The organism is Streptomyces sp. NPDC056580, from assembly GCF_042793175.1.
Lineage (GTDB): Bacteria > Actinomycetota > Actinomycetes > Streptomycetales > Streptomycetaceae > Streptomyces.
In genome coordinates, this window is sequence record NZ_JBHTVE010000001.1 from 358,920 (window position 1) to 384,509 (window position 25,590).

The 25,590-nt window shown below is 73.8% G+C and carries 23 protein-coding genes and 1 pseudogene; 5 read left to right on the forward strand and 19 right to left on the reverse strand.

Translation table 11 applies throughout. The annotated features are described in order from the left end of the window. The first annotated feature begins 327 nt into the window (after window positions 1–327). Window positions 328–1,758, forward strand: coding sequence for a PP2C family protein-serine/threonine phosphatase (locus ACFQ9Z_RS01645; RefSeq protein WP_383009496.1), 1,431 nt, complete (start codon window positions 328–330; stop codon window positions 1,756–1,758). Between the two features lie 21 nt (window positions 1,759–1,779). Here ACFQ9Z_RS01645 and ACFQ9Z_RS01650 read toward each other — a convergent pair whose 3' ends face one another. Further along, the gene (locus tag ACFQ9Z_RS01650; RefSeq protein WP_383009498.1) at window positions 1,780–3,273 is read right to left on the reverse strand and encodes a hypothetical protein; all 1,494 of its coding nucleotides are present in this window, start codon (window positions 3,271–3,273) and stop codon (window positions 1,780–1,782) included. Window positions 3,274–3,538: 265 nt separating this feature from the next. On the opposite strand from ACFQ9Z_RS01650, the gene ACFQ9Z_RS01655 reads away from it, so the two are divergent. Beyond that, window positions 3,539–4,684 (forward strand): aminoglycoside phosphotransferase family protein, encoded by a 1,146-nt coding sequence (locus tag ACFQ9Z_RS01655; RefSeq protein ID WP_383009500.1) that lies wholly within the window; start codon window positions 3,539–3,541, stop codon window positions 4,682–4,684. A gap of 300 nt (window positions 4,685–4,984) precedes the next feature. Beyond that, complete coding sequence (locus tag ACFQ9Z_RS01660) at window positions 4,985–6,955, forward strand: N-acetylmuramoyl-L-alanine amidase (protein ID WP_383009502.1); 1,971 nt, start codon at window positions 4,985–4,987, stop codon at window positions 6,953–6,955. 9 nt (window positions 6,956–6,964) lie between these two features. On the opposite strand, the gene ACFQ9Z_RS01665 is transcribed toward ACFQ9Z_RS01660, so the two are convergent. From ACFQ9Z_RS01665 to ACFQ9Z_RS01680, 4 genes and pseudogenes are all read right to left on the reverse strand, one after another. Next, complete coding sequence (locus tag ACFQ9Z_RS01665; RefSeq protein ID WP_143628576.1) at window positions 6,965–7,462, reverse strand: hypothetical protein; 498 nt, start codon at window positions 7,460–7,462, stop codon at window positions 6,965–6,967. Window positions 7,463–7,643: 181 nt separating this feature from the next. Next, a pseudogene (locus tag ACFQ9Z_RS01670) lies at window positions 7,644–7,784 on the reverse strand (universal stress protein); the annotation flags it as partial. A gap of 36 nt (window positions 7,785–7,820) precedes the next feature. Next, the gene (locus tag ACFQ9Z_RS01675) at window positions 7,821–8,063 is read right to left on the reverse strand and encodes a DUF397 domain-containing protein (protein WP_383009505.1); all 243 of its coding nucleotides are present in this window, start codon (window positions 8,061–8,063) and stop codon (window positions 7,821–7,823) included. Between the two features lie 37 nt (window positions 8,064–8,100). Beyond that, window positions 8,101–9,009, reverse strand: a complete 909-nt coding sequence (locus ACFQ9Z_RS01680) for an alpha/beta fold hydrolase (protein WP_383009507.1) — start codon at window positions 9,007–9,009, stop codon at window positions 8,101–8,103. Window positions 9,010–9,205: 196 nt separating this feature from the next. Between ACFQ9Z_RS01680 and paaK the strand changes: the two genes are divergently transcribed. After that, window positions 9,206–10,501, forward strand: coding sequence for a phenylacetate--CoA ligase PaaK (gene paaK / locus ACFQ9Z_RS01685; protein WP_383009509.1), 1,296 nt, complete (start codon window positions 9,206–9,208; stop codon window positions 10,499–10,501). 190 nt (window positions 10,502–10,691) lie between these two features. Here paaK and ACFQ9Z_RS01690 read toward each other — a convergent pair whose 3' ends face one another. The 7 genes from ACFQ9Z_RS01690 to ACFQ9Z_RS01720 form a co-directional block, all read right to left on the reverse strand. Next, complete coding sequence (locus tag ACFQ9Z_RS01690) at window positions 10,692–12,194, reverse strand: acyl-CoA synthetase (protein ID WP_383009511.1); 1,503 nt, start codon at window positions 12,192–12,194, stop codon at window positions 10,692–10,694. A gap of 58 nt (window positions 12,195–12,252) precedes the next feature. Beyond that, a complete protein-coding gene (locus ACFQ9Z_RS01695) occupies window positions 12,253–13,812 on the reverse strand; it encodes a phytoene desaturase family protein (protein WP_383009513.1) in 1,560 nt (519 codons plus the stop codon). An 84-nt stretch (window positions 13,813–13,896) separates the two neighbouring features. Continuing rightward, entirely contained in the window at window positions 13,897–14,565 is a 669-nt protein-coding gene (locus ACFQ9Z_RS01700) for a potassium-transporting ATPase subunit C (protein ID WP_383009515.1), read from the reverse strand. Between the two features lie 5 nt (window positions 14,566–14,570). Continuing rightward, the gene (kdpB, locus tag ACFQ9Z_RS01705; RefSeq protein WP_383009517.1) at window positions 14,571–16,706 is read right to left on the reverse strand and encodes a potassium-transporting ATPase subunit KdpB; all 2,136 of its coding nucleotides are present in this window, start codon (window positions 16,704–16,706) and stop codon (window positions 14,571–14,573) included. Beyond that, window positions 16,706–18,367: a potassium-transporting ATPase subunit KdpA gene (gene kdpA, locus ACFQ9Z_RS01710; protein WP_383010289.1), complete on the reverse strand. Its 1,662-nt coding sequence runs from the start codon at window positions 18,365–18,367 to the stop codon at window positions 16,706–16,708. Before kdpA ends, kdpB begins: the two co-directional genes overlap by 1 nt. Window positions 18,368–18,399: 32 nt before the next feature. After that, complete coding sequence (gene kdpF, locus ACFQ9Z_RS01715) at window positions 18,400–18,489, reverse strand: K(+)-transporting ATPase subunit F (RefSeq protein ID WP_037775329.1); 90 nt, start codon at window positions 18,487–18,489, stop codon at window positions 18,400–18,402. 331 nt (window positions 18,490–18,820) lie between these two features. Next, complete coding sequence (locus ACFQ9Z_RS01720; protein ID WP_383009520.1) at window positions 18,821–19,192, reverse strand: ferredoxin; 372 nt, start codon at window positions 19,190–19,192, stop codon at window positions 18,821–18,823. A gap of 165 nt (window positions 19,193–19,357) precedes the next feature. On the opposite strand from ACFQ9Z_RS01720, the gene ACFQ9Z_RS01725 reads away from it, so the two are divergent. Next, window positions 19,358–19,723 carry a DUF6479 family protein gene (locus ACFQ9Z_RS01725; protein ID WP_383009522.1) on the forward strand — a complete coding sequence of 122 codons (366 nt, stop codon included), beginning with the start codon at window positions 19,358–19,360 and terminating at the stop codon, window positions 19,721–19,723. A 91-nt stretch (window positions 19,724–19,814) separates the two neighbouring features. Here ACFQ9Z_RS01725 and ACFQ9Z_RS01730 read toward each other — a convergent pair whose 3' ends face one another. The 7 genes from ACFQ9Z_RS01730 to ACFQ9Z_RS01760 form a co-directional block, all read right to left on the reverse strand. Next, window positions 19,815–20,270: an RpiB/LacA/LacB family sugar-phosphate isomerase gene (locus tag ACFQ9Z_RS01730; RefSeq protein ID WP_383009524.1), complete on the reverse strand. Its 456-nt coding sequence runs from the start codon at window positions 20,268–20,270 to the stop codon at window positions 19,815–19,817. 190 nt (window positions 20,271–20,460) lie between these two features. Then, window positions 20,461–20,655: a hypothetical protein gene (locus ACFQ9Z_RS01735; protein ID WP_383009526.1), complete on the reverse strand. Its 195-nt coding sequence runs from the start codon at window positions 20,653–20,655 to the stop codon at window positions 20,461–20,463. Window positions 20,656–20,737: 82 nt separating this feature from the next. Beyond that, window positions 20,738–21,988 carry an ANTAR domain-containing protein gene (locus ACFQ9Z_RS01740; RefSeq protein WP_383009528.1) on the reverse strand — a complete coding sequence of 417 codons (1,251 nt, stop codon included), beginning with the start codon at window positions 21,986–21,988 and terminating at the stop codon, window positions 20,738–20,740. Between the two features lie 135 nt (window positions 21,989–22,123). Beyond that, window positions 22,124–22,543 carry an STAS domain-containing protein gene (locus ACFQ9Z_RS01745; protein WP_383009530.1) on the reverse strand — a complete coding sequence of 140 codons (420 nt, stop codon included), beginning with the start codon at window positions 22,541–22,543 and terminating at the stop codon, window positions 22,124–22,126. 196 nt (window positions 22,544–22,739) lie between these two features. Next, the gene (locus ACFQ9Z_RS01750) at window positions 22,740–23,660 is read right to left on the reverse strand and encodes a glycosyltransferase family 2 protein (RefSeq protein WP_383009532.1); all 921 of its coding nucleotides are present in this window, start codon (window positions 23,658–23,660) and stop codon (window positions 22,740–22,742) included. Next, window positions 23,657–24,583 carry a glycosyltransferase family 2 protein gene (locus ACFQ9Z_RS01755; RefSeq protein WP_383009534.1) on the reverse strand — a complete coding sequence of 309 codons (927 nt, stop codon included), beginning with the start codon at window positions 24,581–24,583 and terminating at the stop codon, window positions 23,657–23,659. Before ACFQ9Z_RS01755 ends, ACFQ9Z_RS01750 begins: the two co-directional genes overlap by 4 nt. Then, window positions 24,573–25,577 (reverse strand): glycosyltransferase family 9 protein, encoded by a 1,005-nt coding sequence (locus tag ACFQ9Z_RS01760; RefSeq protein WP_383009536.1) that lies wholly within the window; start codon window positions 25,575–25,577, stop codon window positions 24,573–24,575. The genes ACFQ9Z_RS01755 and ACFQ9Z_RS01760 overlap by 11 nt, the downstream gene beginning before the upstream one ends. Window positions 25,578–25,590 lie beyond the last annotated feature (13 nt).

Here is a 25,590-nt window from a genome sequence, read left to right on the forward strand (position 1 = left end):
TTCACAGGACGTCAATTCCGGACAGAATTGATGCGCGTCGAACAGCGTGCGCCGCGATGGGACACCAGAACGTCGAACACACGGATGAGCGCGACCCGGGAACCCGCCGCCATGCCGCAAATACCGTAGCCCGCCTACGACTTGGGCTCCCGTTCGGGTACGCGCCGCATACCCCCGGAACACTCCCGGAAGACTCTGGCATATGCCGGAAGCACCACCGTATCGTGTGTTGCCAAATCCCTTACAGGGCGTCGCGGGCTGTGCAACAGTCGTAACGGTCCCTCCGTCCTACCCGGCCGTACCGTCCCCTCCCCATCGGAGTGCGTCATGCCGTCCCCAGTCTCCGCGGACCGCTCAGCCGCCCAGCCGCCAGGACGCGGCTCGGTCGAGGCGTTGATCAAGCAGACGCGGCGGCTCAAGGGCGACGTGGTCGCCGTGCGGCGGGACACGCACGACGACGGATCGGACCCCCAGGACCGCTGGCAGCGAGCGCTGTACGACCTCGCGCTGCACCAGCTCGACGACCTGGACGCGCACCTGGCCCAGCTCCGGGACGGGCCGGAGACCGCCGAGGCGGAGCCGGCCGAGGTCCCGGCCCCGCGGCCCGCACCGCCCGGCGCCACGCCCGGCTCGCTGCTCAGCCGCGTCGGCAGCGCGGAGTGGAACTTCCTCACCGACGAGGCGAGTTGGTCCGGTGAGCTGTACGAGATCCTGGGCCGCGATCCGGCCGCGCCGGCGCTCACCCTGGACGAGCTGCCCTCCCTGGTCCTGGACGAGGACCGGCCGAAACTGACCGCGATGGTGACCGACTGCCTGGTGGACGCGCGGCCCATCGACGGCGAGTTCCGCGTCGTACGGCCGGACGGCTCGGTGCGGACCGTGCACATGATGGGCGAGCCCGTGCTCGGCCCCGACGGCGGCACCACCTCGATGTGGGCCGTGCTGCGGGACGTCAGCGAACTCCGCCGGCACCGGCGGACGGTACGGGAGAGCCACGACTCGCTGCGGCACCACCGCAGGCGGGCGCAGACCGAGCGCCGGCTGGCGGTCGAACTGCAGGAGGCAGTGCTGCCGCCCTGGCGGGGCTCGCTGCGCCTCCCGCACCAGGGGCCGCGCACCCTCGACCTGGCCGCCCACTACCTGCCCGCCACGACCGGCGCGCTGATCGGCGGCGACTGGTACGACGCGCTCGAACTGTCCGACGGCGCCACCCTCCTCAGCGTCGGCGACCTCACCGGGCACGGTGTCGCGGTCACCTCAGGCATGGCGACGCTGCTCGGCGCGGTGCGCGGTATGGCGATGGCCGGCACCCGGCCCGGTGAACTCCTCACCATGCTCAACCAGTTACTGGACGCCACCGTGCAACCGGCCCTGGGCAGCGCCGTCTGCTGCCGCTACCGGCCCGAGGACCGCTCCCTGGTGTGGGCGCAGGCCGGACACCCCGCCCCGCTGCTCTACCGCGACGGGACGGGGCGCTCGCTGAACGCACCGGACGGCGTCCTGCTCGGCGCCACCACGGGCGCCACCTACGGGCAGGCCGAAGTCACCCTGGAGCCCGGCGACCTCGTACTGCTGCACACCGACGGACTCGTGGCGGGCCACGGCTCCACGAGCGCCGTGGACCGTCTGCTCGGCCTCGCGCCCCGGTTCGGCACGGCGCGCACCGCCCAGGACTGTGTGCGCACGGTCATGGAGGAGTTCGGCGCGGCCGAGCGCGAGGACGACGCCTGTGTACTCGTGGCCAGGGTGACCGGCTGACCGGACGCGGGGGGCCGCGCCTCACGCCGGTGCGCCGGCGTCGCCTCTGCCCCGGGGCTTCGGCAGGGCGAGCTCGATCTCCTCCCGCAGTTGGTGGATCTTCGGGTATCCGGCGTACTCGGCGGTGAGCCGGTACATCTCGCGCAACCGGTCCCAGGTGCGCCGGGAGGAGTTCGAGCCCATCGACATCAGGGCCAGCCGTGCGTAGCGGTCGGCCTGTTCGGGATCGTCGGCGATGAAGCAGGCCGAGGCCATGGAGAGATGGTCGAAGATCTTCGACCGCTCCCGGCCGTCCACCCGGAGGGCCAGCGCCTTCTCCGCGTAGTGCTGTGCGTGCACGGCCGCGTCCGGGTCGAACTCGGCGAGGGTGCGGTAGGCGAGGGCCTGCATGCCGTACAGGTCCTCGTCCTTGAAGGTCTGCATCCAGCCCGGCGGTTCGACGTCCTGCCGGTCGGAGACGAACAGGTCCTCCGCCCGGCCTAGCGTGCGGCGCATCGCCTGGCCCTTGCCCATCGACGCCTGCGCCCAGGCCTCGATGGTGTGGAACATCGCCTTCGTGCGCGGCTGGAGCCGCTCCCCCGCCCCGGACTGGGCGAGCTTCATCAGGTCCAGCGCGTCGTCGGGCCGGCCGAGGTGCACCATCTGGCGGGCCGCCCGGGACAGCGCCTCCCCGGCGCGGGGCCGGTCACCGCCCTCGCGGGCGGCGTGCGCGGCGATGACGAAGTACTTCTGGGCCGTGGGCTCGAGGCCGACGTCGTGCGACATCCAGCCCGCCAGGACGGCGAGGTTGGCGGCGACGCCCCACAGGCGCCGCTGCAGATGGGGTGGGTGGTGGTAGGCGAGTATGCCGCCCACCTCGTTGAGCTGGCCCACGACCGCCTTGCGCTGCAGCCCGCCGCCGCGGGCCGCGTCCCACGCCCGGAACACCTCTACGGAGCGCTCCAGTTCCTCGATCTCCTGCGACCCGATGGGGGCGGCCTCGTAGCGGTCGAACCCAGCGGGGTCGGCGTGCAGGGGAACGTCGGCGACGGGGGCGTCGGCCTTCAGGACAGGGTCGGTGTGCAGCCAGTCGTACATGGCGCTGCTGAGTGTGGATCCCGCGGCGAGCGCGGCACCCGCGCCCACCAAGCCGCGTCGGTTGAGCATGAGGTCCATTCCCGTGAATTCGGTGAGGACCGCGGCGGTCCGTTCGGGCGCCCACGGCATGCCGTCGGGATGTTCGTCGATCCCGTCGCCCTGCCGTCTTCCCGCGCGCCCGTGCCGTACCAGACCGAGGTCCTCGATGGTCACGACACGGCCGAGACGCTCGGTGAACAGGGCCGCCAGCACCCGCGGTACGGGATCGCGCGGGATCTCTCCCGTGTCGATCCAACGCCGCACCCGGGAGGTGTCGGTCGACAGCTGAGGGTGGCCCATGGCCGCCGCCTGCTTGTTGACCAGCCTCGCGAGTTCGCCCTTCGACCAGCCGGCCAGGCCGAACAGGTCCGCAAGGCGGGTGTTGGGTTGTCCGCTCACGTCAAGCCCCCAGGTTCTCGGCTGACTTGACAGTAGCCCCGTGCCGGTTGCCGGGCGACTATTCGCCACGGTTCGCCAGGGTGCGCCAGATGGTGTGCCACTGGGCGCCGGGTGTCGAGTAGGAACGCGCCACCCCGCCCCGGTCGTCACCATCCAGAGCGGGCCCACTCCCCAGGGTGTGCCCGGGCGGCCGGGCCGGGTCGGCGCAGCACAGCGTGGAAGTACAGGCAGGCACCGCAGGCACACGAAGGGATCTGTATCTCCCATGTACGCAGCATCGTCCTCCGTGTCCGCTCCGCCCCGGCCGCTGCGTCCCCGCCCGGCGGGCGGCGGACCCTACCTCGACCCGGCGGCGCGGCCGGCGGCTCCCGTGCTGGGCGCGGGCCGGCCGCGGCGCGTTCCCGGGCAGCCCGGTTCCCAGCCGCTCAGCGGCAGACTGGACCTCTCCGGTCCGCAGGGCGCGCAACTGCGCACCGCGCTCGCCTCGGTGCAGCGGATCTGCCCGGAGTTCGCCCCGGTGCAGGTGCTGCGCCGCAGCGGACGCTCGGTGCTCCTGGTCGGGACGACGGGACGCAGCACGGCCGTGGCCAAGTGTCTGCTGGACCAGTCACCGGCCTGGGCCGAGCGGTTCCGCCACGAAATAGCCGCATACCGCTCGTTCGTCCGGCACCGCCCGCCCGTGCGGGTGCCGAGGCTGATCGCGGCGGACCCGGACAACTGCACCCTGGTGATCGAGCGCATGCCGGGCCGGGTGGCCGCGCTCCAGCGGCATCCGGTGGAGGCCCCGCCCCGGCCGGACATCCGGGCGGCGCTCGGCGCGATCTGCCGGCTGAACGCCTGGCGGCCGCCGGCGGGCACGTTCGACGCCCCGCTGGACTACGCGGCCCGCATCGCCCGCTACCACGAGCTGGGCCTGCTGACCGACCGGGATCTGGGCGACCTGCAGAAGCTGCTGCACGGCATCGCGCACGCGGCGGGCCGCCAAGGGATGGGCCAGTTCTGCCACGGCGACGCCCTGCTGTCGAACGTCCTGCTCTCACCGACCGGTCCGGTGCTGGTGGACTGGGAGCACGCGGGCTGGTACCTGCCGGGGTACGACCTGGCGACGCTGTGGCTGGTGCTCGGGGACGCGCCGGTGGCGCGGCGTCAGATCAGCCAGATCGCCCAGTCGGCGGGTCCCGCCGCGCGGGACGCCTTCCTTGTGAACCTGATGCTCCTGCTGACCCGGGAGATCCGCACGTACGAGACGGCGGTGCAGCGCGCGATGCACGAAGCCGCCCCGGCGGCGCCGGCCACGGCCCTTCCGGGCGCCGTGCCGTCCGGCGAGGAGCAGCGGCTGCTGCTCAGACGGCTGCACGACGACTGCCAGCTGGCCCGCCGGGCCGTGCGCGCGGCGGTCGGCACCCGCTGACGGGACCGGAGGTCCGCGGTGCGCCCGGGTGACCGGGCGTACCGCGGACCTCCGCGCGTCCGGCCCCCGCCCGGGGCCTTGTCCGCGGGCGGCCCCGGCCCGACGGGACACTCCACTGGTGTACGCCACTGACGCCCCGCAGGCCCGTGCGCCATCGCTGCGAAACTCGCCGGAACCCGGCCGTGACATGGGAAATCTCCCTGCCGAAGGCATCATTGACGGATCGTCGGCAAGCCGGTACCACTGACCAAGCTCGGCCCCGCACGCCCCGCCAAGACCCGCCTGTCACAGGAGTCCGCATTGCGAGGATCCGCCACCGTACCCACGCCCACGCCCGGCCACAGACATCTGCGGCGCGCCGCCGTCACCCTGGCCTCCGCGGCCCTGCTGCTGCCGCTGCTCGGCGCGGGCCCGGCCCAGAGCGCCCCGGCGTCCTCCGCAGGCGAGCTGCAGAGCGCGTTCGCCACCGCGGCCGCCGAGTACCACGTGCCGCAGAGCGTCCTGCTGGCCGTCTCCTACCTCCAGTCCCGCTGGGACACGCACGACGGCGCGCCCAGCGTGACCGGTGGCTACGGCCCGATGCACCTCACCGACGCGCGTACCGCGCTCGCCACGTCCGAGCACTTCGCCGACGGCACCGAGGACGCTCGCGGCGACAGTGCCCGCCCGGCCCTGCGCCCCGACGCCCGGGTGCCCTCGGCCGCGAATCCGCCGGCCCGTCTGCGGACGCTGCCCAGGGCCGCCGAGCTGACCGGTCTGCCGGCGGCCGAGCTGCGCACCGACCCGGCGGCGAACATCGCCGGCGGTGCCGCGCTGCTCGCCGCCGCGCAGAAGGAGCTGGGCGAGCCGCTCGGCGCCGATCCGGCCGGCTGGTACGGCGCGGTGGCCCGCTTCTCCGGCGCCGACGACACGGCGACCGCGGGGGCGTACGCGAACGACGTCTACGACGTGCTGCGCACGGGCGAGGATCGCGTCACCGACCAGGGCCTGCGGGTGACGCTCGCCGCCCAGCCCCGACTGAGGCCCGACACGGCCCAGTTGGAGCGGACCGGACTGCGCACGGCCGAGGCGGACGACGTCGAGTGCCCGAAGTCGGTGTCCTGCGAGTCGGTCCCGGCGCCGTACGAGGAGTTCGGCGACAACGACTACGGCAACCACGACCTGGGCGACCGCCCGCAGTCACAGCGCATCAAGTACATCGTCATCCATGACACCGAGGGTTCCTGGGACGGGGTCATGAACCTGATCCAGGACCCGACCTATGTGTCCTGGAACTACACCATCCGCTCCACCGACGGTCTGATCGCCCAGCATGTGAAGGCGAAGGACGTGGCCTGGCACGCGGGCAACTGGGACATCAACGCCCGGTCCGTGGGCATCGAGCACGAGGGCTTCCTGACCTCGCCGGACGCCTGGTACACGGAGGCGATGTACCGGTCCTCGGCGCGGCTGGTGAGGTACCTGTCCCGCAGCTACGGCATCCCGCTGGACCGGCAGCACATCCTGGGCCACGACAACGTGCCCGGCCCGACGGCCGCCTCGGTCCCCGGCATGCACACCGACCCGGGCCCGTACTGGGACTGGCGGCACTACTTCCAGCTGCTCGGCCACCCCTTCAAGCGCACCGGCGGCAAGCACTCGGCTCTGGTGACGATCCTGCCGGACTACGCCGCCAACCAGCCGGTCTACACGGGCTGCGCCACCAAGGGCGAGCCCTGCGCCGCGCACGGCTCCAGCGAGGTGCGGCTGTACTCCGACCACGACGAGAGCGCGCCGCTGATCAAGGACGTCGGCCTCGGCACGACACCCACCGACGGGGTCAACGACCTGTCGTCGCGGGTCTCCACCGGCCAGCGGTTCGCCGTCGCCGACCGCTGGGGCGACTGGACGGCGATCTGGTACCTCGGGCAGAAGGCCTGGTTCCACGACCCGCGCAAGCAGCCCACGGCGGTGAGCGCCTCCGGTCTCGTGGTCACTCCGAAGGACGGCGCGGCGAGCATCCCGGTGTACGGCAGGGCGTACCCGGAGAAGGAGGCCTACCCGGCGGGCGTGCCGGCGCAGTCGGTGGTGCCGCTGAAGTACACGATCCCGGCGGGGCAGAAGTACGCGGTCGGTGACCTGATGCCCGGCGAGTACTACTACGCGGTCACCTTCACGCCCGACTCGCACCGGGTCGTGGTCGGCAAGGACCTGTACTACGAGATCCAGTACGGCCACCGGGTGGCGTTCGTGCGCGCCGCGGACGTCACCGTGTCGGGAGCGGCCCGCTAGGCCCGGTCCTCAGCCCTGCTGGAACAGCTCCGCCGGGAGCGGTTTCAGCAGGGCGTACAGGTCGTCGGTGATGGGGCGGTCCCAGGCGGCGATGGTCACCAGGACGCCGTCGCTGCGGTCGAACTGGACGCAGGAGATCCGGCTCTCGGAGAGCTTCAGACGCCGCACGATCAGCAGGTTGTCGCCCTGGAGGACCGGGGTGTCCTCGGTGCCGACGACCGTGACCTCCTCGTCGTTCTCCAGCGCCAGCAGGAGCTGGGCCACCTCGAAGGGGATCTCGCCCTCGGCCACCTCGCGGGCCGGGGAGCCCTCCGGCAGATTGCCGATGATCATGGCGGGGCCGCGTCCGCCGAAGAGGTCGTAGCGCAGGAAGACGCCCTGGCAGGAGCCGTCGGGGGCGGGCAGCAGGCCCGCGCCGAGGTTGCCCGGCCAGTCGCCCGGGTCCATGGCCAGCACGTCGAAGTCGGGACCGGCGGGGGTGGCGCTGCGGCGGCGGAGGAACGACATGCCGCAATGGTACGTGCCCGCGTGCGTCCGCCGCCGTGCGGGCGCATCCCCGGCAGCGCCCGGATTCCCCCGCCCGGCCTGGATCCTCCGTTCAGGGCCTGCCGGGGATGCGGCCTCGTCGCCCGGGGGGGGGCGGCCCCTTTCTGGCAGGCCCTGGGAGCGGGTGGCGCGGGAGCGGGCCTCACTCCTTCCGCGGGGCCGGCGGGACGACCGCGATCGGGCAGGCCGCGTGGAGCAGTACGGCCTGGGTGACGGAGCCCATCATGCGGGTGGGCGCGAGCAGACGCCGCCGGTGGCGGCCGACGACGACCGGGGCGGCGTCCCCGGCCCCCGGATCGGCGTGCGGTGGACCGCGGGCTCAGGTGAGGTCGAACTCCCCCTCGCGCGCGCCGGAGACGAAGGCGCCCCATTCCGCGGGCGTGAAGATCAGGGACGGGCTCTCCGGGCGGCCGCTGTTGCGCATCGCGATGAATCCCTCGACGAAGGCGATCTGCACATCGCCCAGTCCTCGGCTGCTGGACTGCCACTCGGCCCCGCTGAGGTCCAGCTCCGGCTTGTTCCAGCCCATGAGCGGCTGCTGCTGGGTGATGGTCTCGGCCACGTCCGTGCTCCTCCCGGTTCGTCGTCCGCGAGTCAGCCTAGCGACCGGTTCGCACGGCGGACAGGCCACGTGGGGAGGACTTTGGGGTCTCCTGCCGGGACGGGAGACCGTCGTCCCCGAGGAAGGCGAGGACGCGCCGGACGAAGTGCCCGGGGTCGTCCAGCCATGGGTAGTGGCCGGCGCCGGGCTGGACGCTCACCTCGGCGTTCGGGAGGGCCTCGGCGACGCGCCGGGCCAGGGCGGGGCTGGGCCCGCCGTCGTACTCGCCCGCGTGGATCAGGACGGGGGCGGTCAGGGCGGCGAGCGCGGCCCGGGTGGCGTCCGGGGTGAAGGCGCCCTCGGCGAAGTACCGCTCGGCCGCCTCGTCGTTGGTCTGCGCCTCCTCGTTCTCCGCGTGCGCCCGGGCCGTGTCGTCCCAGCGGCCGTAGAAGAAGGGCAGGAAGACCTCGTCGAAGCCGGTGTCGCCCGCGAGCCAGGCCTCGAAGGCGGGGAGGGCGTGCCCGAACCACGGCTCGTCCGCCCGCAGCCGGGCGGCGGCGAGCCGGTCGCCGGGCGTGGCCCGCATGCCGAGGGCCGAGGGGTTGGGGGTGATCAGCGCCAGCCGCCGGACCCGGCCGGGGTGGCGGGCCGCGTACAGCAGTGCCAGGCTGCCGGCCGCCGAGTGGGCGAGCAGGTCCATCCGCTCCAGGCCCAGATGGGTCCGCCACCGCTCCACGTCGTCGACCATGCGGTCGCAGCGGTAGGTCTCCGGGTCGGCCGGGACCCCGGAGTCGCCGGTGCCCCGCAGGTCGAGCAGGGCCAGCCGGCGGTGCGCGGCGAGTCCGCCCAGGTCCCCCAGGTAGGCGGAGGCGCGCATGGGCCCGCCGGGCAGGACGGCGAGGGCCGGGCCGTCACCCCTGAGGTGGTAGGCGAGCACTGTCCCGTCGGCTGCGGCGAAGGTCGGCATGCCGGGATCATCCCAGCCCGCGCGGCTCTGCGGCAACGCGTCCGACCGGCGCCCGGACCCCGGGGCACGGCCTCGCGCGGAAAATTCCCGCTCGCCTCTTGCCCGCGGGCCGGACGGCCTGAATTACTGGCCTGACATCACTCGACCGAATGATCGGTCGTCCGTAATGTGTGCTGCTGACGAGGGAGAAGTGCCGATGGCGGACGCGACGGACCTGCTCGACGCGGGCGAGCGGCTCGGACCCGAGGAGCTGCGGGTGCTGCAGCTGGAGCGGCTGCGGGCCTCGCTGCGGCACGCCTACGAGCACGTGCCGTTCTACCGCGCGGCCTTCGACGAGGCGGGCGTCCGCCCGGAGGACTGCCGCTCGCTCGGCGACCTGGCCCACTTCCCCTTCACCACCAAGACCGACCTGCGCGAGCAGTACCCGTTCGGCATGTTCGCCGTGCCCCGCGAGCGCGTGCGCCGGCTGCACGCCTCCAGCGGCACCACAGGGCTGCCCACGGTGGTCGGGTACACCGACGGCGACCTGTCGGTGTGGTCGGACATGGTCGCGCGTTCGCTGCGGGCGGCGGGCGCGCGCGCCGGCGACACCGTGCACGTCGCCTACGGCTACGGCCTGTTCACCGGTGGTCTGGGCGCCCACTACGGCGCCGAGCGCCTGGGCTGCACGGTGATCCCGGCGTCCGGCGGCATGACGGCCCGCCAGGTCCGGCTCATCCAGGACCTGGAGCCGGGGGTCATCATGGTCACCCCGTCCTACATGCTGACGCTGCTGGACGAGTTCGAGCGGCAGGGCGTCGACCCGCGCGGCACCTCGCTGCGGGTGGGCGTCTTCGGCGCCGAGCCGTGGACCGAGCACATGCGGCGCGAGATCGAGGAGCGGTTCGCGATCGACGCCGTCGACATCTACGGCCTGTCCGAGGTGATGGGCCCGGGGGTCGCGCAGGAGTGCGTCGAGACCAAGGACGGCCTCCACGTGTGGGAGGACCACTTCTACCCGGAGGTCGTCGACCCGGTCACCGGTGAGGTGCTGCCGGAGGGTGAGCGCGGCGAGCTGGTGTTCACCTCGCTCACCAAGGAGGCCATGCCGGTCATCCGGTACCGGACGCGCGACCTGACCCGGCTGCTGCCCGGTACGGCCCGGGTGTTCCGGCGGATGGAGAAGGTCACCGGGCGCAGCGACGACATGGTGATCCTGCGCGGGGTGAACCTGTTCCCCACGCAGATCGAGGAGATCGTGCTGCGCACCCCGGGTGTGGCGCCGCACTTCCAGCTGCGCCTCACCCGGGAGGGCCGGCTCGACGCGCTCACGGTGCGCGCCGAGGCGCGGCCCGGCGCCACGCCCGAGGCCCGGGAGGCGGCGGTCCGGTCGATCACGGCGGCCGTGAAGGACGGGGTCGGTGTGTCCGTGGGCGTGGAGATCGTGGAGCCCGAGTCGCTCGAGCGGTCCGTGGGCAAGATCCGCCGGATCGTGGATCTGCGCCCGCGCTAGGGCCTGTCCGACCATTCGCGTCGGATCAGCCCGCGGCGTCCGGTGCCGTGCATCGCAAGGCGGAGGGCCGTCCTCGTACTGGACGCACCTGGGCGCAACCGGCAACGCGGCGCGGTGCGGTGCCAGACGTCGCGGGCCCGGCGGGAATCGTCAGACAGGCCCCAGGCCGGCCCGGTCGGGACGGCGGGGCCTACGAGCCGCCGCCGAAGCGGTCGCGCAGTTCGCGCTTGAGGACCTTTCCACTGGCGTTGCGGGGCAGCTCGTCCACGAACAGCACCCGCTTGGGCGCCTTGAAGGGGGCGAGCTTCTGTCGTACGTGCTCGGTGAGCTGGTCCGCCGTCACCTCGCCGCGCGCGACGACGACCGCCGTGACGGCCTCGATCCAGCGTTCGTCGGGCAGGCCGATGACGGCGGCCTCGGCGACGGCCTCGTGTGTGTAGAGGGCGTCCTCCACCTGGCGGGAGGCGACGAGCACGCCGCCGGAGTTGATGACGTCCTTCACCCGGTCGACGATCGTGTAGTAGCCCTCGGCGTCGCGCACCGCGAGGTCGCCGGAGTGGAACCAGCCGTCCCGGAAGGCCTCGGCGGTCTCCTCGGGCCTGTCCCAGTAGCCCTCGCACAACTGCGGTGAGCGGTAGACGATCTCACCGGGCGTGCCGTCGGGCACCTCCTCGCCGCGTTCGTCCACCACGCGGGCGTCCACGAAGAGCACGGGCCGGCCGCAGGAGTCCGGCCGGCCGTCGTGCTCGTCGGGGGCGAGCACGGTGGCGAGCGGGCCGATCTCGCTCTGCCCGAAGCAGTTGTAGAAGGCGAGCCCCGGCAGCCGTTCGCGCAGTCGCTGGAGCACCGGCACGGGCATGATGGAGGCGCCGTAGTAGGCCTTGCGCAGGCCGCCGAGGTCGCGGACGGCGAAGTCGGGCCGGTTGGCCAGGCCGATCCACACGGTCGGCGGTGCGAACAGGCTGTCCACGCGGCCCTGTTCGATCAGGTCGAGGAGCCGGTCCCCGTCCGGCGCGTCCAGCAGGACGCTGGTGGCGCCGACCGCGAGGTACGGCAGCAGGAACACGTGCATCTGCGCCGAGTGGTAGAGCGGCAGCGCGTGGGCCGGCCGGTCGCCGGCGCTCAGGTCCAGGGCGGTGATCGCGCTCAGGTACTCGTGCACCAGCGCGCGGTGCGTCATCATCGCGCCCTTGGGCGAGGCGGTGGTGCCGGAGGTGTACAGCAGTTGCACCAGGTCCTCGGTGCGCGGCTCGGGGCCGTCGTACGGCGGCGCGTCCGCCAGCCGGGCGAGCAGGGAGCCGTCGGCGTCCCGCAGGGACAGCACCCGGGTTCCGTCCGGGAGCCGGCCGGCGAGGTCCGGGTCGGCGAGCACCAGGGCGCTGCCCGACTGGCCGACGATGTACGCCAGGTCGTCGCCGGTCAGGTTCTGGTTGACCGGCACGTGGACCAGGCCGGCGCGGGCGCAGGCCAGGAAGGCGATGAGGTAGGCGTCGGAGTTGTGCCCGTAGGCGGCGACCCGGTCCCCGGGGGCGAGGCCCTGGGCGCGGAGCAGCCCCGCCGCGCGTGTGACGGCGTCGTCCAGCGCCTCGTAGGTCCAGCCGCGTTCGCCGTACTCCAGTGCGATGCGTGCCGGGGTGCGGCGGGCGCTGCGCCGCAGCACCCCGTCGACCGTGCTGCCGTGTCCCTGGGTCATGACAGCCGATCCTCGGTGCGCCGGACGGGCGGGTCAAGAACCCGTGGCCGCCCGTTCGTTACGCCTCCAGCACCGCCATCGCCGCGTTGTGCCCCGGCACTCCGCTCACCCCTCCCCCGCGCACGGCGCCCGCGCCGCACAGCAGGACGCCCGGGTGCCCGGTCTCCACGCCCCAGCGCCCGGTGCCCTCCTGGGCGTAGGGCCAGGACAGGGCGCGGTGGAAGATGTTGCCGCCGGGCAGGCGCAGGTCCCGTTCGAGGTCGAGCGGGGTCTTCGCCTCGATGCAGGGGCGGCCGTCGGCGTCGGTGGCGAGGCAGTCGGCGAGGGGTTCGGCGAGATGGGCGTCGAGCTGCGCGAGGGTGGCCCTCAGCAGCTCCTCGCGGACGGCGTCGTTGTCCCGGGCGAACAGCCGGGCGGGGGTGTGCAGTCCGAAGAGGGTGAGGGTCTGGTAGCCGCGTCCGGCCAGGCCGGGGCCGAGGATGGTGGGGTCGGTCAGGGAGTGGCAGTAGATCTCCGAGGGCGGCGCGGCGGGGAGTTCCCCGGCGGCCGCCTGGGCGTGGGCGGTGGCCAGTTGCCGGTATCCCTCGGCGATGTGGAAGGTGCCGGCGAAGGCCTCGCGCGGGTCGACCGCGTCGTCGCGGAGCCGGGGGAGCCGGGTGAGCAGCATGTTGACCTTGAGCTGGGCGCCCTCGGCCGGCTCCGGCGGCGGGTCTCCCAGGAGGGCGGCCAGCTCCTGCGGGGAGGCGTTGACCAGGACGTGCCGGGCGGCGGCGACGCCCTCGCCGTCGGCGGTGCGGTAGGTGACCTCGGCGGTGCGCCCGTCGGTGTCGACGCGGACCGCCTCGTGCCCGGTCGCGATCACCGCGCCGGCCGTTCGGGCGGCTGCGGCCAGCGCGTCGGTGAGGGCGCCCATGCCGCCGACGGGCACGTCCCAGGCGCCGGTGCCGCCGCCGATGACGTGGTAGAGGAAGCAGCGGTTCTGGACCAGGGAGGGGTCGTGGGCGTCGGCGAAGGTGCCGATGAGCGCGTCGGTGAGGACTACGCCCCGCACCAGGTCGTCGGTGAAGTTCTCCTCCACGGCCGCCCCGATCGGCTCCTCGAACAGCGCCCGCCAGGCGGTGTCGTCGTCGATGCGGCGGCGCAGTTCGTCGCGCCCGGGCAGCGGTTCGGTGAGCGTGGGGAACACCCGCTCGGCCACGCGGCCCGTCATGCCGTAGAAGCGCTGCCAGGCCGCGTACTCGCGCTCGCCGCCGGTCAGCCGGGCGAACGCCTCCCGGGTGCGCCGCTCCCCGCCGCCGACGAGCAGTCCGGTGGCCCGCCCGCCGCGTTCGGTGGGCGTGTACGAGGAGACGGTGCGCCCGCGGACCTGGAAGCGGAGCCCGAGGTCGCGCACGATCTTCCGCGGCAACAGGCTGACCAGGTAGGAGTAGCGCGACAGCCGGGCGTCCACCCCGGCGAACGGACGCGTCGAGACGGCGGCGCCTCCGGTGTGGCCGAGCCGCTCCAGCACCAGCACGGACCGTCCGGCCCGGGCCAGGTAGGCGGCGGCGACCAGCCCGTTGTGGCCACCGCCGACGATGACGGCGTCGTAGCTGCGGGTTCCCTCGTCGACAGGCATGGTCCTTGGTAGCACGCGATGATCAACAGGGGCCAGAGGCGTGCGACCGGGTGTTCCGGGCCCGGCACCGGCCGCATGCCGCCGTCACCGGTTCGCCGTCAGCTCCCGCAGCGCGACGTTGAGCTCCAGGACGTTCACCCGGGGTTCCCCGATGAAGCCCAGGGTGCGGCCCCGGGTGTGGTCCTCGACCAGTCTCTCGACGCGCGCGACCGGCAGGCCGTTCCTAGCGGCGACCCGGTGGACCTGGAGTTCGGCGTACCGCGGGGAGACGGCCGGGTCCAGGCCGGAGCCGGAGGAGGTCACCGCGTCCGCGGGGACGTCCGCCGGGTCCACGGTGTACCCGGGGACCGAGTTGTCCTTCACGACGGCCGCCTTGGCGTCCTCGACCCGCTCGGCCAGGACCTTGTTGTCGGCGGCCAGGTTGGTCGCGCCGGAGAGGATCAGCTTGTACCGGGTGTTGAGGGTGTTGACGCCGAGCCCGTCGGCCGGGCGGCCCTGGAACCATCTCAGGTCCGGTTCCGGGGTCTCCTGGCCCTTCTTCGGCGGCAGGTCGTAGGACTGCCCGATCAGGGACGAGCCGACGACCCTGCCGTCCGCCTCGATCTCGGAGCCGTTCGCCGCGCCGCGGAAGAGACCCTGGGCGACGCCGGTGACGGCCAGCGGGTAGACGACGCCGGTGACCAGGGTCAGCACGAGCAGCGCACGCAGGCCCGCGCCCAGCAACCGGGCGGTGTTCACGAGGGAGTTGGTCATGGCGGTCAGCCGATTCCGGGGATGAGGGAGATGAGCAGGTCGATGAGCTTGATGCCGATGAACGGCGCCACGAGGCCGCCGACGCCGTAGACGGCGAGGTTGCGGCGCAGCATGCGGTCGGCGCCGACCGGCCGGTACCGCACGCCCTTCAGGGAGAGCGGCACCAGCGCGACGATGATCAGCGCGTTGAAGACGACGGCGGACAGGATCGCGGAGTCGGGCGAGGACAGCCGCATGACGTTCAGCCTGTCCAGGCCCGGGTAGACCGAGGCGAACAGCGCCGGGATGATCGCGAAGTACTTCGCGACGTCGTTGGCTATGGAGAACGTCGTCAACGCACCCCGGGTGATGAGGAGTTGCTTGCCGATCTCGACGATCTCGATCAGCTTGGTCGGGTTGGAGTCGAGGTCGACCATGTTGCCGGCCTCCTTGGCGGCCGACGTCCCCGTGTTCATCGCCACGCCGACGTCCGCCTGGGCCAGCGCGGGCGCGTCGTTGGTGCCGTCGCCGGTCATGGCGACCAGCTTGCCGCCGGCCTGCTCCCGTTTGATGAGGGCCATCTTGTCCTCGGGGGTGGCCTCGGCGAGGAAGTCGTCGACGCCCGCCTCCTCGGCTATCGCCTTCGCGGTCAGCGGGTTGTCACCCGTGATCATGACCGTCCTGATGCCCATGCGGCGCAGTTCCGCGAACCGCTCCCGCATGCCCTCCTTGACGACGTCCTTCAGGTGGACGACACCGAGGACGCGGGCGCCCCGCTCGTCGTCGACCGCGACCAGGAGCGGCGTGCCGCCCGCCGCGGAGATGCGGTCGGCGACGGCGGCCGCGTCCGTGGCGGTCCTGCCGCCCCGTTCCTCGACCCAGGCCATGACCGAGGCGGTGGCGCCCTTGCGGACCCTGCGTCCGCCCACGTCGACGCCCGACATCCGGGTCTGGGCGGTGAACGCGATCCACTCGGCGTGCGCCAGCTCGCCCTGGTGGCGTTCGCGCAGTCCGTACCTCTCCTTGGCGAGGACGACGACGGAACGGCCCTCCGGCGTCTCGTCGGCCAGCGAGGACAGCTGGGCCGCGTCGGCGACCTCGGCCTCGGTGGCGCCCTGGACGGGCACGAACTCGGCGGCCTGCCGGTTGCCGAGGGTGATGGTGCCGGTCTTGTCCAGCAGCAGGGTGGAGACGTCACCGGCCGCCTCGACCGCACGCCCGGACATCGCCAGGACGTTGCGCTGCACCAGCCGGTCCATGCCCGCGATGCCGATCGCGGAGAGCAGCGCGCCGATGGTGGTCGGGATCAGGCAGACCAGCAGGGCCACCAGGACCACCGTCGTCAGGTGCGCGCCCGCGCGGTCGGCGAACGGCGGCAGGGTGGCGCAGGCCAGCAGGAAGACGATCGTCAGCGAGGCCAGCAGGATGTTCAGCGCGACCTCGTTGGGCGTCTTCTGCCGGGCGGCGCCCTCGACCAGGTTGATCATCCGGTCGATGAAGGTCTCGCCCGGCTTCGTCGTGATCCTGACGGTGATCCGGTCGGAGAGCACCTTCGTCCCGCCGGTCACCGCAGACCGGTCGCCGCCGGACTCGCGGATCACCGGGGCTGACTCGCCGGTGATCGCCGACTCGTCCACGGAGGCCACGCCCTCGACGACGTCACCGTCACCAGGGACGACGTCACCGGCCTCGCACACGACGAGATCGCCGACGGTGAGCGCGGCGCCCGGGACGCGTTCCTCCGCGCCGTCGCCGAGGAGCCGGCGCGCGACCGTGTCGGTCTTGGCCTTGCGCAGAGTGTCGGCCTGGGCCTTGCCCCGGCCCTCGGCGACCGCCTCCGCGAGGTTGGCGAAGACCACGGTCAGCCACAGCCAGGCGCTGATCGTCCAGCCGAACCAGCCGGCCGGGTCCGTGAAGGAGAAGACCGTGGTCAGCACGGAGCCGGTCCACACCACGAACATCACCGGCGACTTGACCATCACCCGCGGATGCAGCTTGCGAAGCGCCTCCGGCAGCGACCTGACCAACTGCCCGGGTTCGAACAGGCCCGCTCCGACGCGGCCCGCGCCGGGCTCGTGCGGGGTGGGCAGGTCGCTGTGCGGCGCCCGGGCGGGTGTGACGGTGGACATCGGGTCCTCTGACTTCTTCGTGCCGGTGGTCATCACGCGAGCCCTTCCGCGAGCGGGCCGAGCGCCAGGGCCGGGAAGTAGGTGAGACCGGTGATGATCAGGATCGCGCCCACCAGCAGACCGGCGAACAGCGGCTTCTCGGTGCGCAGGGTGCCCGCGGTGACCGGCACCGGCCGCTGCCCGGCGAGGGAGCCGGCCAGCGCGAGGACGAACACCATGGGCAGGAATCGGCCGAGCAGCATCGCGAGCCCGGTCGTGGTGTTGAACCAGTCGGTGTTCGCGTTCAGGCCCGCGAAGGCCGAACCGTTGTTGTTCGCCGCCGACGTGAACGCGTACAGCACCTCGGAGAACCCGTGCGCGCCCGGGTTGAGCATCGAGTGCCGCGGGGTCGGCAGGGCCATGGAGGCGGCGGTGAGGACCAGCACCAGGGCGGGGGTGACGAGGATGTAGCAGGCGGCGAGCTTCATCTCGCGGCCCCCGATCTTCTTGCCCAGGTACTCGGGTGTGCGGCCGACCATGAGACCGGCGATAAACACCGCGATCACGGCCATGATCAGCATGCCGTAGAGGCCGGTGCCGGTGCCGCCGGGCGCGATCTCGCCCAGCATCATGCCGAGCATGGCGATGCCGCCGCCGAGGCCGGTGAAGGAGGAGTGGAAGGAGTCCACCGCACCGGTCGAGGTGAGCGTGGTCGCCACCGCGAAGATCGAGGAGCCGCCGACGCCGAAACGCACCTCCTTGCCCTCCATCGCTGCGCCGGCCGCCTGCGACGCAGGTCCGTGGTGCGCGAATTCGGTCCACATCATCAGGGCGGTGAAGCCGAGCCAGATGGCGGCCATCGTGGCGAGGAGGGCGTGGCCCTGCCTGGCGCTGCCGGCCATCACGCCGAAGGTGCGGGTCAGCGAGAACGGGATGACCAGGATCAGGAAGATCTCGAAGAGGTTGGTGAACGGGGTCGGGTTCTCGAAGGGGTGGGCGGAGTTGGCGTTGAAGTAGCCGCCGCCGTTCGTGCCCAGTTCCTTGATGGCCTCCTGGGAGGCGACCGCGCCGCCGTTCCACTGCTGCGAGCCGCCCATGAACTGGCCGACCTCGTGGATGCCCGAGAAGTTCTGGACCGCGCCGCAGGCCACCAGTACCACCGCAGCGAGGGCGGCCACCGGCACCAGGATCCGCAGGGTGCCGCGCACCAGGTCGGACCAGAAGTTGCCGAGTTGACCGGTGCGGGATCCGGTGAACCCGCGGACGAGCGCCACGGCGACGGCCATGCCGACGGCCGCGGAGACGAAGTTCTGCACGGCGAGACCGGCCGTCTGCACGACGTGCCCCATGGTCTGCTCGCCGTAGTACGACTGCCAGTTGGTGTTGGTGACGAACGACACGGCGGTATTGAACGACTGCGCCGGGCCGACGGAGGAGAAGCCGAGCGAGCCGGGCAGGACGCCCTGCAGTCGCTGCAGCAGGTAGAGGAAGAGGACGCCGACGGCCGAGAAGGCGAGGACCGCGCGCAGATACGCGGGCCAGGTCATCTCGGTGTCGGGGTCGGCGCCGACGCCCTTGTGGATCCACTTCTCCACCCGGAGGTGCTTCTTCGAGGAGTAGACCCGGGCCATGTAGGTGCCGAAGGGAATGTGGACGAGCGCCAGCGCCCCCGTCAGGGCGAGCAGCTGGAGCACGCCTGCCGGTACGGGACCCATGGCGCCCGCTGCGACAACAGCCGGTGTCACCGTCAGAACCTCTCCGGGAAGATCAGGGCGAGGACGAGGTATCCCAGCAGGGCTACGGCCACGACGAGGCCGACCGTGTTCTCGGCGGTCACAGCTTCGTGACCCCCTTTGCCACGAGGGCCACCAGCGCGAAACCCGCGAGCACGGTGAGGACGAAGGCCAGATCGGCCATCGCGAACTCCTGGAGTGAGGTGCGTCTTGCGTCGGACGCTTAGAGGAAACCGCCTCCGCGGTCGTCCGCGGCCGCCGTTGACGGCTCTCTTACGGCAGTGCGTCCCGCTTTGACGGGACCCTGACGGCCCTGGATTCCGGAGTTCGCGTCGTGGCCCGCGGTGACGGGGCGGGGCCGGAGGGCGGAGGCGCCGGCACCGGCGCCGGGAGGGGCGTCGCCGCGCCCGGGAGCGGCCGCGGGGCCGCTCCGGCTCAGTCGAGCGCCACCATGAAGTCGGTGCACGCAACGGCGCAGGCGCGGCACACCGCCGCGGCCGACTCGGCGCCGGGGTGCCGCCCGAAGGCGTGGGCGCACTCCAGGCAGACCGAGCGGCACCACTCGAGCTGCACCCTGATCCCGTCCTCGTCCTGGGGGTTCTGCTCGGACAGGGTGCGGCACGTCGCGTCGCACACCTCGGCGCACATGATCCCCAGCCGCCGTACGCGTTCCTGCTGCTCGGTGCCGTCCGGGTCCAGCAGGCTCGCGCGCACCGCACTGGTCCTGGCGCACTCCGCGCACGCCTGGGCGCACGTGAACCGGTCCTCGAGGAACCGGTAGAGCTGCTGCTGCGTAGGCGACGTCACACCCGGCGGGTAGCCGGGCCCCGAGCGGGCAAACCCTTGTACGGCAAGGGTTGCGAGGCTGTACGGCAAGGGTTGCGAGGCGTCGGCGCGGACGGGTCGCCGAGGGTGACGGGCGGCCACCCAAGGTGTCCGGTTCGTTCCGTTCTGGGTGGGTATCTCTCGGCTATGGACACCGCACAGATGCAGCTGGCCGCGGCGAGCGGCCTGATGAGCCTGGTGCTCTTCCTCATAGCCGTGGGCCTGCTCGCGCTGCTCGCCGGCGGCTTCTGGATGAACTCCCGGGTGAAGTACCGCGAGTCCCCCCGGCCGCGTCCCGAGGAGCAACCGCACCTGCCGCCCGAGGGCGCGGTGCACGAGATCCGGGAGAACCGGGAATCGCAGGAGGTTCCCGTCACTCCCCCGGGCGGCCGCCCGCTCACACCGTACGAACTGAGCAACCTCGACACCAGGCCGAGCGAAGCCAAGGACCGCCCGCGCTGGAGCAAGGGGTCGAGCGGTTCCTTCGGCGGCGGCGGGCTGGGCGCCCACTGACACCGCACCGCACCACCGGACCCGACCCGACATCCGCCCACCCGACCGGATTCCCCCGCACGTGGCCCGCGCCGGGCCGCCGTACCCGCCGCTAGGAGTCCTTCCTGGCGGCGTCAAGGCGGCCGACGCGGGCCACGTTGCGCAGGTCATCGGGGTGCCGGCTGGGCTCGGCCGCGAACCAGGCGTCGAGGATCTCGCCCAGCACCGGCGCGGAGGTGAGCCGCAGGCCGAGCGCCAGAACGTTGGCGTCGTTCCAGCGCCGCGCCCCCTCAGCCGTACCCGCGTCCGTGCACAGCGCCGCGCGGACGCCCGGCACCTTGTTGGCCGCGATGGAGGCGCCGGTGCCGGTCCAGCAGCACACCACCGCCTGATCGGCCGTGCCGTCGGCGACGTCCCGGGCGGCGGCCTCGGAGCAGACCGCCCACTGCGGGTCGGCGCCGGGACGCAGCGCGCCGTGCTCCCGCACCTCGTGGCCGCGCCGGCGCAGCTCCTCGACGAGGTGGCGGGCCACGGGTTCGTCCATGTCGGAGGAGACGGAGATCCGCATGTTCCGGAGCCTAACGGCTGCCGGCCCGGCGGTCACCGGGACGAGCCCGGCCGGGAAGCGGCCCCGGCCGGGGAACGGCCCCGATCGGGAAGCGGCCCCGGCCGGGGAACGGCCCCGATCGGGAAGCGGCCCCGGAGGCGTCCGGCGACGCCTCCGGGGCCGGATGGACGGTTCGCGGGCTCGCGGAGGATCAGGGGTGCTGGGGCCGCTGCGCCGGGGGCACCCCGCCGCCCTCTCCTCCGCCCTTGCGGCCCTTGTCCGAGCCGTGCGGGCGGGCACCCGCGCCGCGTCCGGCCGACTGGCGGGCCTTCAGTTCGCCGCTGTCCTGCGGGGTGCCGCCCCCCTTGTCACTGCGCCGCTGTTCTGGCTGCTGCGGATTGGACATGCGCCGGGCTCCCTCCGGGTGTAGGTGCTGTGTGCGGGGTCCGGGTTCCCAGGGGTCCACGGGTGACGCACACCCCGCCGGTTCAGGGCGCGCGGCGGGTCAGGAGTCTGTGCAGGTGCTCCAGGGCGTCCAGGAGCACCGAGCGGTGGTACCAGCTCAGCCAGGCGGCCGTGTCGGCGGCCAGCACGTCGAGGGTCTCGGCGCGGGCGCCGGCCGGCAGGTGACCGGCCTCCGGCCAGTGCAGGGTGATCACGCCAGTGCAGGACCCGGCGGCGGAGACGACGGGAACGCTGTGCAGGGCGCGGGTGTCCGTGGCCAGCAGGGCGCGCCTGACCTCGTCGGACAGCAGCTGCTCCGCCGCCACGTCGGGCACGCTCACCCGGCGGCCCCGGCTCCGGGCGACGGTGTCGGCCATGCCCTCGTCCTGGCCCCGGACGAGGTGGTCCAGAAACCTTTCGTCACAGCCGTAGTGCGTCTCCAGCGTCAGGGCGTTCACCGCGGGGTCCACGAACCGCACGTACCCGGCGGTGGCCCGGCCGACGGCCAGCGCCTCGTGCAGCACCGCGTCGATCATCTGGCGCCGGCAACGCGGGTCCCGGCCTTCGCGGGCGAGGATCCGCAACTGCGGCACGGGCAGTGGACGGCGACCGGGGAACCACACCTCGCCGCCCGGGGGCCGGGCCACCACGACGGCGGACACCAGCACGCGCAGCGGCACGTTGAACCGCTGGGAGGCCTCGCGCAGCACCCGGAAGGCGCTGCCGGAGTCGGGCAGGCCGTAGCGGGCCATCAGGGTGCCCTGCGCCATGCCGATGACCGGAGCGGTGCGCACCCGGGCCCGCAGCGCCCGCACCTCCTTGTGCAGGTCCTCGTACGACGGGCGCCACGGGTCGGACATCTGCGAGCGCCAGGCCGGCAGGTCCTCGACCGGCGAGGTGGCCCGCGCCAGGTCCCGCAGCGCCTCGTCGAGGGTGGCGTACAGGCGCACGCCGTCGAGGCGGGCGAGGTGCACGGCCTCGCGCACGCCGGGACGGGCCCGGATGATGATCAGGTCGGGGCGTCCGGCGCGGACCCGGGTGGTCTCGCTCAGCGCGTGCAGGACGGCGGCGCCGCCGAGTTGCACGTGGGCCATGTCGAGAACCGGCCGCAGTCCGGCGCGGTCGGCCTCTTCCAGGTGGCCGCGCAGCTCGTCCGCCCAGGCCTCGGCGCCGTCCGGGCTCAGGCTGCCGGACATGCGCAGGAGCAGGGCGCCCTCGGCGGGCAGCCCCTCCACCAGGGACGACTCGATGACGAGAGGGGCCGGTGCGCCCGGGCGGGCGGAGGAGGATTTCACGGCATCACCACACCAGGACGTCACAAAGCCTCGAAATATCCGCAAAGGCCTCTTTCTGACCTTGGACCACCACCTTGCACGCTCGGTGCCCGGCCCTCAACCGCACCGCGCGGAGGCCGGGGACCGGGATTCGCCTCAGCGGGGGCCGCCGGGCCGGGCCGGTTCGCCCGCCGGGAGGGAGTCCAGGGCGGACGCCGTCGTGGCGTGCACCCGGACGCCCGGCAGCCCGGCCAGCCGCAGCGCCTCGCGCACATGGGGCCGGGGCTGCACGATCGGCAGGCAGCGGCCGGACAGGGCGAGTCCGCCGGTGGCCCGGTCCAGCGAGCGCACCGCGACGGCGCTGGCCAGGTACACCTCGGTCATGTCCAGGATGAGGTGTTCCCCGGCGCGGTCGGACCGGCGCAGGTGCTCGGCCAGGGCTTCGGAGAACTCCGTGGCGTTGGACGCGTCGACCGTGCCGCGCGCCTTGAGGAGGGTGATCGGGCCGGACTCGGGGCGGGTGTCGCGGACGGCTCGGAGCAGCAGCGGGGCAGCGGGGAGCTGGCCTTTTTCCATGCGCGGGGCACTTCCTGGGAGGGAGGGCTCGGCCAGCCGCTTCTTGACCGGGGAGGGGACCACTGTGCCGCCCCGGGTTGCCCGAAGCAACGACGCTTCCCCGGGCGTGTCGCAGCCCGCCGGGCCTGCGGGCCGCCGTGCTCGCCGGCGCCCCTGCCGGACCGCCCGCGCGGTCCCCGCCCGTCCGCCTCGGGGCCTATCCGACATACCGCCGGGCCGGTGACGTCCGGCGTGCCCGCTCCAGCGCGGCGAGCCGGTGCTCCAGTTCCGGCGGCACCGGGTCGCGCTGGCGCAGCACCCAGGGCAGCCCGGCGGTGGCGCGGGCGAACGCGCGTGCGGAGGCGGCGTCGCGGGGCACCGTGCGCATCAGGTGCGCGGTGCGGCGCAGAGCCGACGGCAGGGGACGGCGCAGCCAGGTGAACCACAGCGTGTTGCGGATCCCGAGGACGCGGCGCGCGGTGCTGTCGCGCAGCCGGGACGCCTGGTGGTGGACGGTGAGTTCCTCGGCGTAGGCGAGCCACCAGCCCTGCCGGAGCAGGTCGCAGGCGAGCAGTTCCTCCTCGCCGCCGAGCCACAGCCCGGGGTGGAAGCCGCCCCCGGCCCGGAAGGCGTCGGTGCGCAGCACGGTGGCGGCGGCGAGGAACGAGCCGAGCGCCGGTCCCGGCAGCCAGCCGGGGCCGGTCAGCGGCGACTCGCGCAGCTCGCGCACGACGGGGTCCTCGGTGCCGTCCGGCTGGACGACGATCCGCGCGGTGACGGCCGCGAGGCCCGGCCGGGTGTCGAGCAGGTCGGCGGCCCGGCGCAGGCTGCCCGGCTCCCACCAGGAGTCGTCGTCGCAGAAGGCGACGTAGGGCGTGCGGACGTGGCGCACCGCCAGGTTGCGGCCGACGGCCCCGAGATTGCGGCCGGGCCGCAGCAGGGTCATCTCCGGGAAGTGGCGTGCGACGGCTTCGGCGGTGCCGTCGGCCGAGGCGTTGTCGGTGACGATCACCCGGGGCCGCTCCGGGAGCCGCCGGAGGCGGGTGAGGGTGCGCAGGAGTTCCTCGCGGCGGTCGTGGGTGATCAGGACCACGGTCGTACGGCCGTCCGGGCCCTCCTGCGGGTGTGCGCTGGTCATCGGGGCCCTCCGTCGGGGTGCCGGTCGAGCAGGCGCGCGGCGTGTTCGACGTGCGGGGGCAGAGGGTGGCGCCGGGCGACGGCGGCGGGGAGCCGGGCGAGGGTCTCCCGCAGGGCACGGCGGGCGCCGGGCCGGGCGGCGACGGCGGCCAGCGCCAGGTCGGCCCCGGCGCGCAGGGCGACGGGCCACGGGCGGCGCAGGCAGGTGGTGAGCACGTGGTTGCGCCGTACGAGGCCGGCGCGGCCGTCGCGTCCCTCGGGGCCGGGGTGGTGGCGGGCGCACAGGGCGGGTTCGTAGACGAGGCCCCAGCCGTCGGCCGCGAGGTCGTAGGCGAGCAGGGTCTCCTCGCCGCCGAAGAAGAGCAGCGGGTGGTAGCCGCCGGCGCGCAGGAAGGCCTCCCGGCGCACGACGCAGGCGCAGCCGAGGAAGCCGAGCACCGGGCGGCCGGGCAGGTCCGGTTCGCGGGGCAGGGGCGAGGCGGCGAGCACGGCGTTCAGCGGGTCCTCGGCGCCCCGCTCGCCGACCAGGGTGCGGGCGGCGAGCAGGCCGAGCCGAGGGTGCCGGTCGAGCAGGTCGGCCGCGTGCCGCAGGGAGCCCGCCGTCCACCAGGAGTCGTCGTCGCTGAAGGCGACGTAGGGGGTGCGGGCGTACCGGACGGCCAGGTTGCGGCCGAGGGCGCCGGTGTTGGCGGCCGGCCGCAGCAGGCGGCTGACCGCGGGGTGGCCGTGCACCGCCCTGCGGGTGGTGTCGTCGCTCGAGTTGTCCACGACGATCACGGGCGGCCGTTCGGGCAGGGCGGCCAGGGCGTCCAGGGTGCGCAGCAGGCTCTCGGACCGGTCGCGCGTGATGACGGCGACCGTGGTCCTGGGGTCCGCTCCGGCGGTGGTCCGGCGGGTGGGTTCGGTGGCCCGGTCAGCGCACACGCGCCGTCACCCCCGTCCCGAAGGCTCCCGGCGCCGCGGCGCCGGCCGGCCGGCCGCGCAGCCGCAGCAGGCAGGCGGCGGCGACCTCGCCGGTGTGGATGCGCAGCAGCCGGGCGTCCGGGCTCCGGCCGTGCGGGTCTCCGGGCGGGCCCGGTTTCCACAGGGCCAGGTGCGGGCCGCCGGGCGGCGGCCCCCACAGCCGCGGGGAGACGGGCCCGAACAGAGTGACCGACGGGGTGCCGTGGGCCACCGCGAGGTGGGCGATGCCGGTGTCGCCGCTGAGCACCAGGGACGCTCCGGCGACCAGCGCCGACAACTCGGCCGGCGGCAGACCGCCGGCCAGCACGTCGGACGCGGGACGGCCACCGCGCTCGGCGACGTACCGCACTAGGGCGTCCTCCCCCGGGCCGCCGGTCAGCACCACGCGGTGCCCGGTCGCGCGCAGGCACCGTACGACGGCGGCGAACCGCTCCCCCGGCCAGCGGCGCGAGCCGGACGCGGCCCCGGGGTGCACCACGACCGCGCCGGGTGCCGGGGACGGCGTGGCCGGAGCGGGCAGACGCAGGTCGAGGGGGTCGGCCGGGATGCCGTGGGCCCGCAGGAAGCCGCACCAGCGGTCCCGTTCGTGGACGTGCGGCTGCCAGGGCGGGGCGTCCGGCAGGGCGTGGGCGAGCAGGCGGCGCGGGCGCAGGGCGGCCAGCGCGTCACGGCTCTCGGGGCCGTTGCCGTGCAGGTCGACCGCGACGTCCGGGGGCGGCCCCGGCCAGTGCGCGAGGGACGGCACCGCCCGGCCCGGCGCCTCGGCCGGGAAGACCTCGTCGACCGCCCCGGTGGACAGGGCGATGCCGGTCAGCCCGGGCGGCAGCGCGAGGACCACCCGGTGCCCGGGGAAGCCCCGCCGGATGCCGCGCAGCGCGGGCACCCCGGCGAGCAGATCGCCGAGTCCCAGGGCGCGCAGCACCAGCACGGACGGGGGGCACGGGGCGGCGCTCACCGGAGCGACCCCC

Excerpts from the sequence above, each read along its gene's own strand:
- ACFQ9Z_RS01645 (WP_383009496.1), top strand. The coding sequence starts at position 328 with ATGCCGTCCCCAGTCTCCGCGGACCGCTCAGCCGCCCAGCCGCCAGGA.
- ACFQ9Z_RS01655 (WP_383009500.1), top strand. The coding sequence starts at position 3,539 with ATGTACGCAGCATCGTCCTCCGTGTCCGCTCCGCCCCGGCCGCTGCGT.
- ACFQ9Z_RS01665 (WP_143628576.1), bottom strand. The coding sequence starts at position 7,462 with ATGTCGTTCCTCCGCCGCCGCAGCGCCACCCCCGCCGGTCCCGACTTC.
- ACFQ9Z_RS01680 (WP_383009507.1), bottom strand. The coding sequence starts at position 9,009 with ATGCCGACCTTCGCCGCAGCCGACGGGACAGTGCTCGCCTACCACCTC.
- paaK (WP_383009509.1), top strand. The coding sequence starts at position 9,206 with ATGGCGGACGCGACGGACCTGCTCGACGCGGGCGAGCGGCTCGGACCC.
- ACFQ9Z_RS01690 (WP_383009511.1), bottom strand. The coding sequence starts at position 12,194 with ATGACCCAGGGACACGGCAGCACGGTCGACGGGGTGCTGCGGCGCAGC.
- ACFQ9Z_RS01695 (WP_383009513.1), bottom strand. The coding sequence starts at position 13,812 with ATGCCTGTCGACGAGGGAACCCGCAGCTACGACGCCGTCATCGTCGGC.
- ACFQ9Z_RS01700 (WP_383009515.1), bottom strand. The coding sequence starts at position 14,565 with ATGACCAACTCCCTCGTGAACACCGCCCGGTTGCTGGGCGCGGGCCTG.
- kdpB (WP_383009517.1), bottom strand. The coding sequence starts at position 16,706 with ATGACCACCGGCACGAAGAAGTCAGAGGACCCGATGTCCACCGTCACA.
- kdpA (WP_383010289.1), bottom strand. The coding sequence starts at position 18,367 with ATGGGTCCCGTACCGGCAGGCGTGCTCCAGCTGCTCGCCCTGACGGGG.
- ACFQ9Z_RS01725 (WP_383009522.1), top strand. The coding sequence starts at position 19,358 with ATGGACACCGCACAGATGCAGCTGGCCGCGGCGAGCGGCCTGATGAGC.
- ACFQ9Z_RS01730 (WP_383009524.1), bottom strand. The coding sequence starts at position 20,270 with ATGCGGATCTCCGTCTCCTCCGACATGGACGAACCCGTGGCCCGCCAC.
- ACFQ9Z_RS01735 (WP_383009526.1), bottom strand. The coding sequence starts at position 20,655 with ATGTCCAATCCGCAGCAGCCAGAACAGCGGCGCAGTGACAAGGGGGGC.
- ACFQ9Z_RS01745 (WP_383009530.1), bottom strand. The coding sequence starts at position 22,543 with ATGGAAAAAGGCCAGCTCCCCGCTGCCCCGCTGCTGCTCCGAGCCGTC.
- ACFQ9Z_RS01750 (WP_383009532.1), bottom strand. The coding sequence starts at position 23,660 with ATGACCAGCGCACACCCGCAGGAGGGCCCGGACGGCCGTACGACCGTG.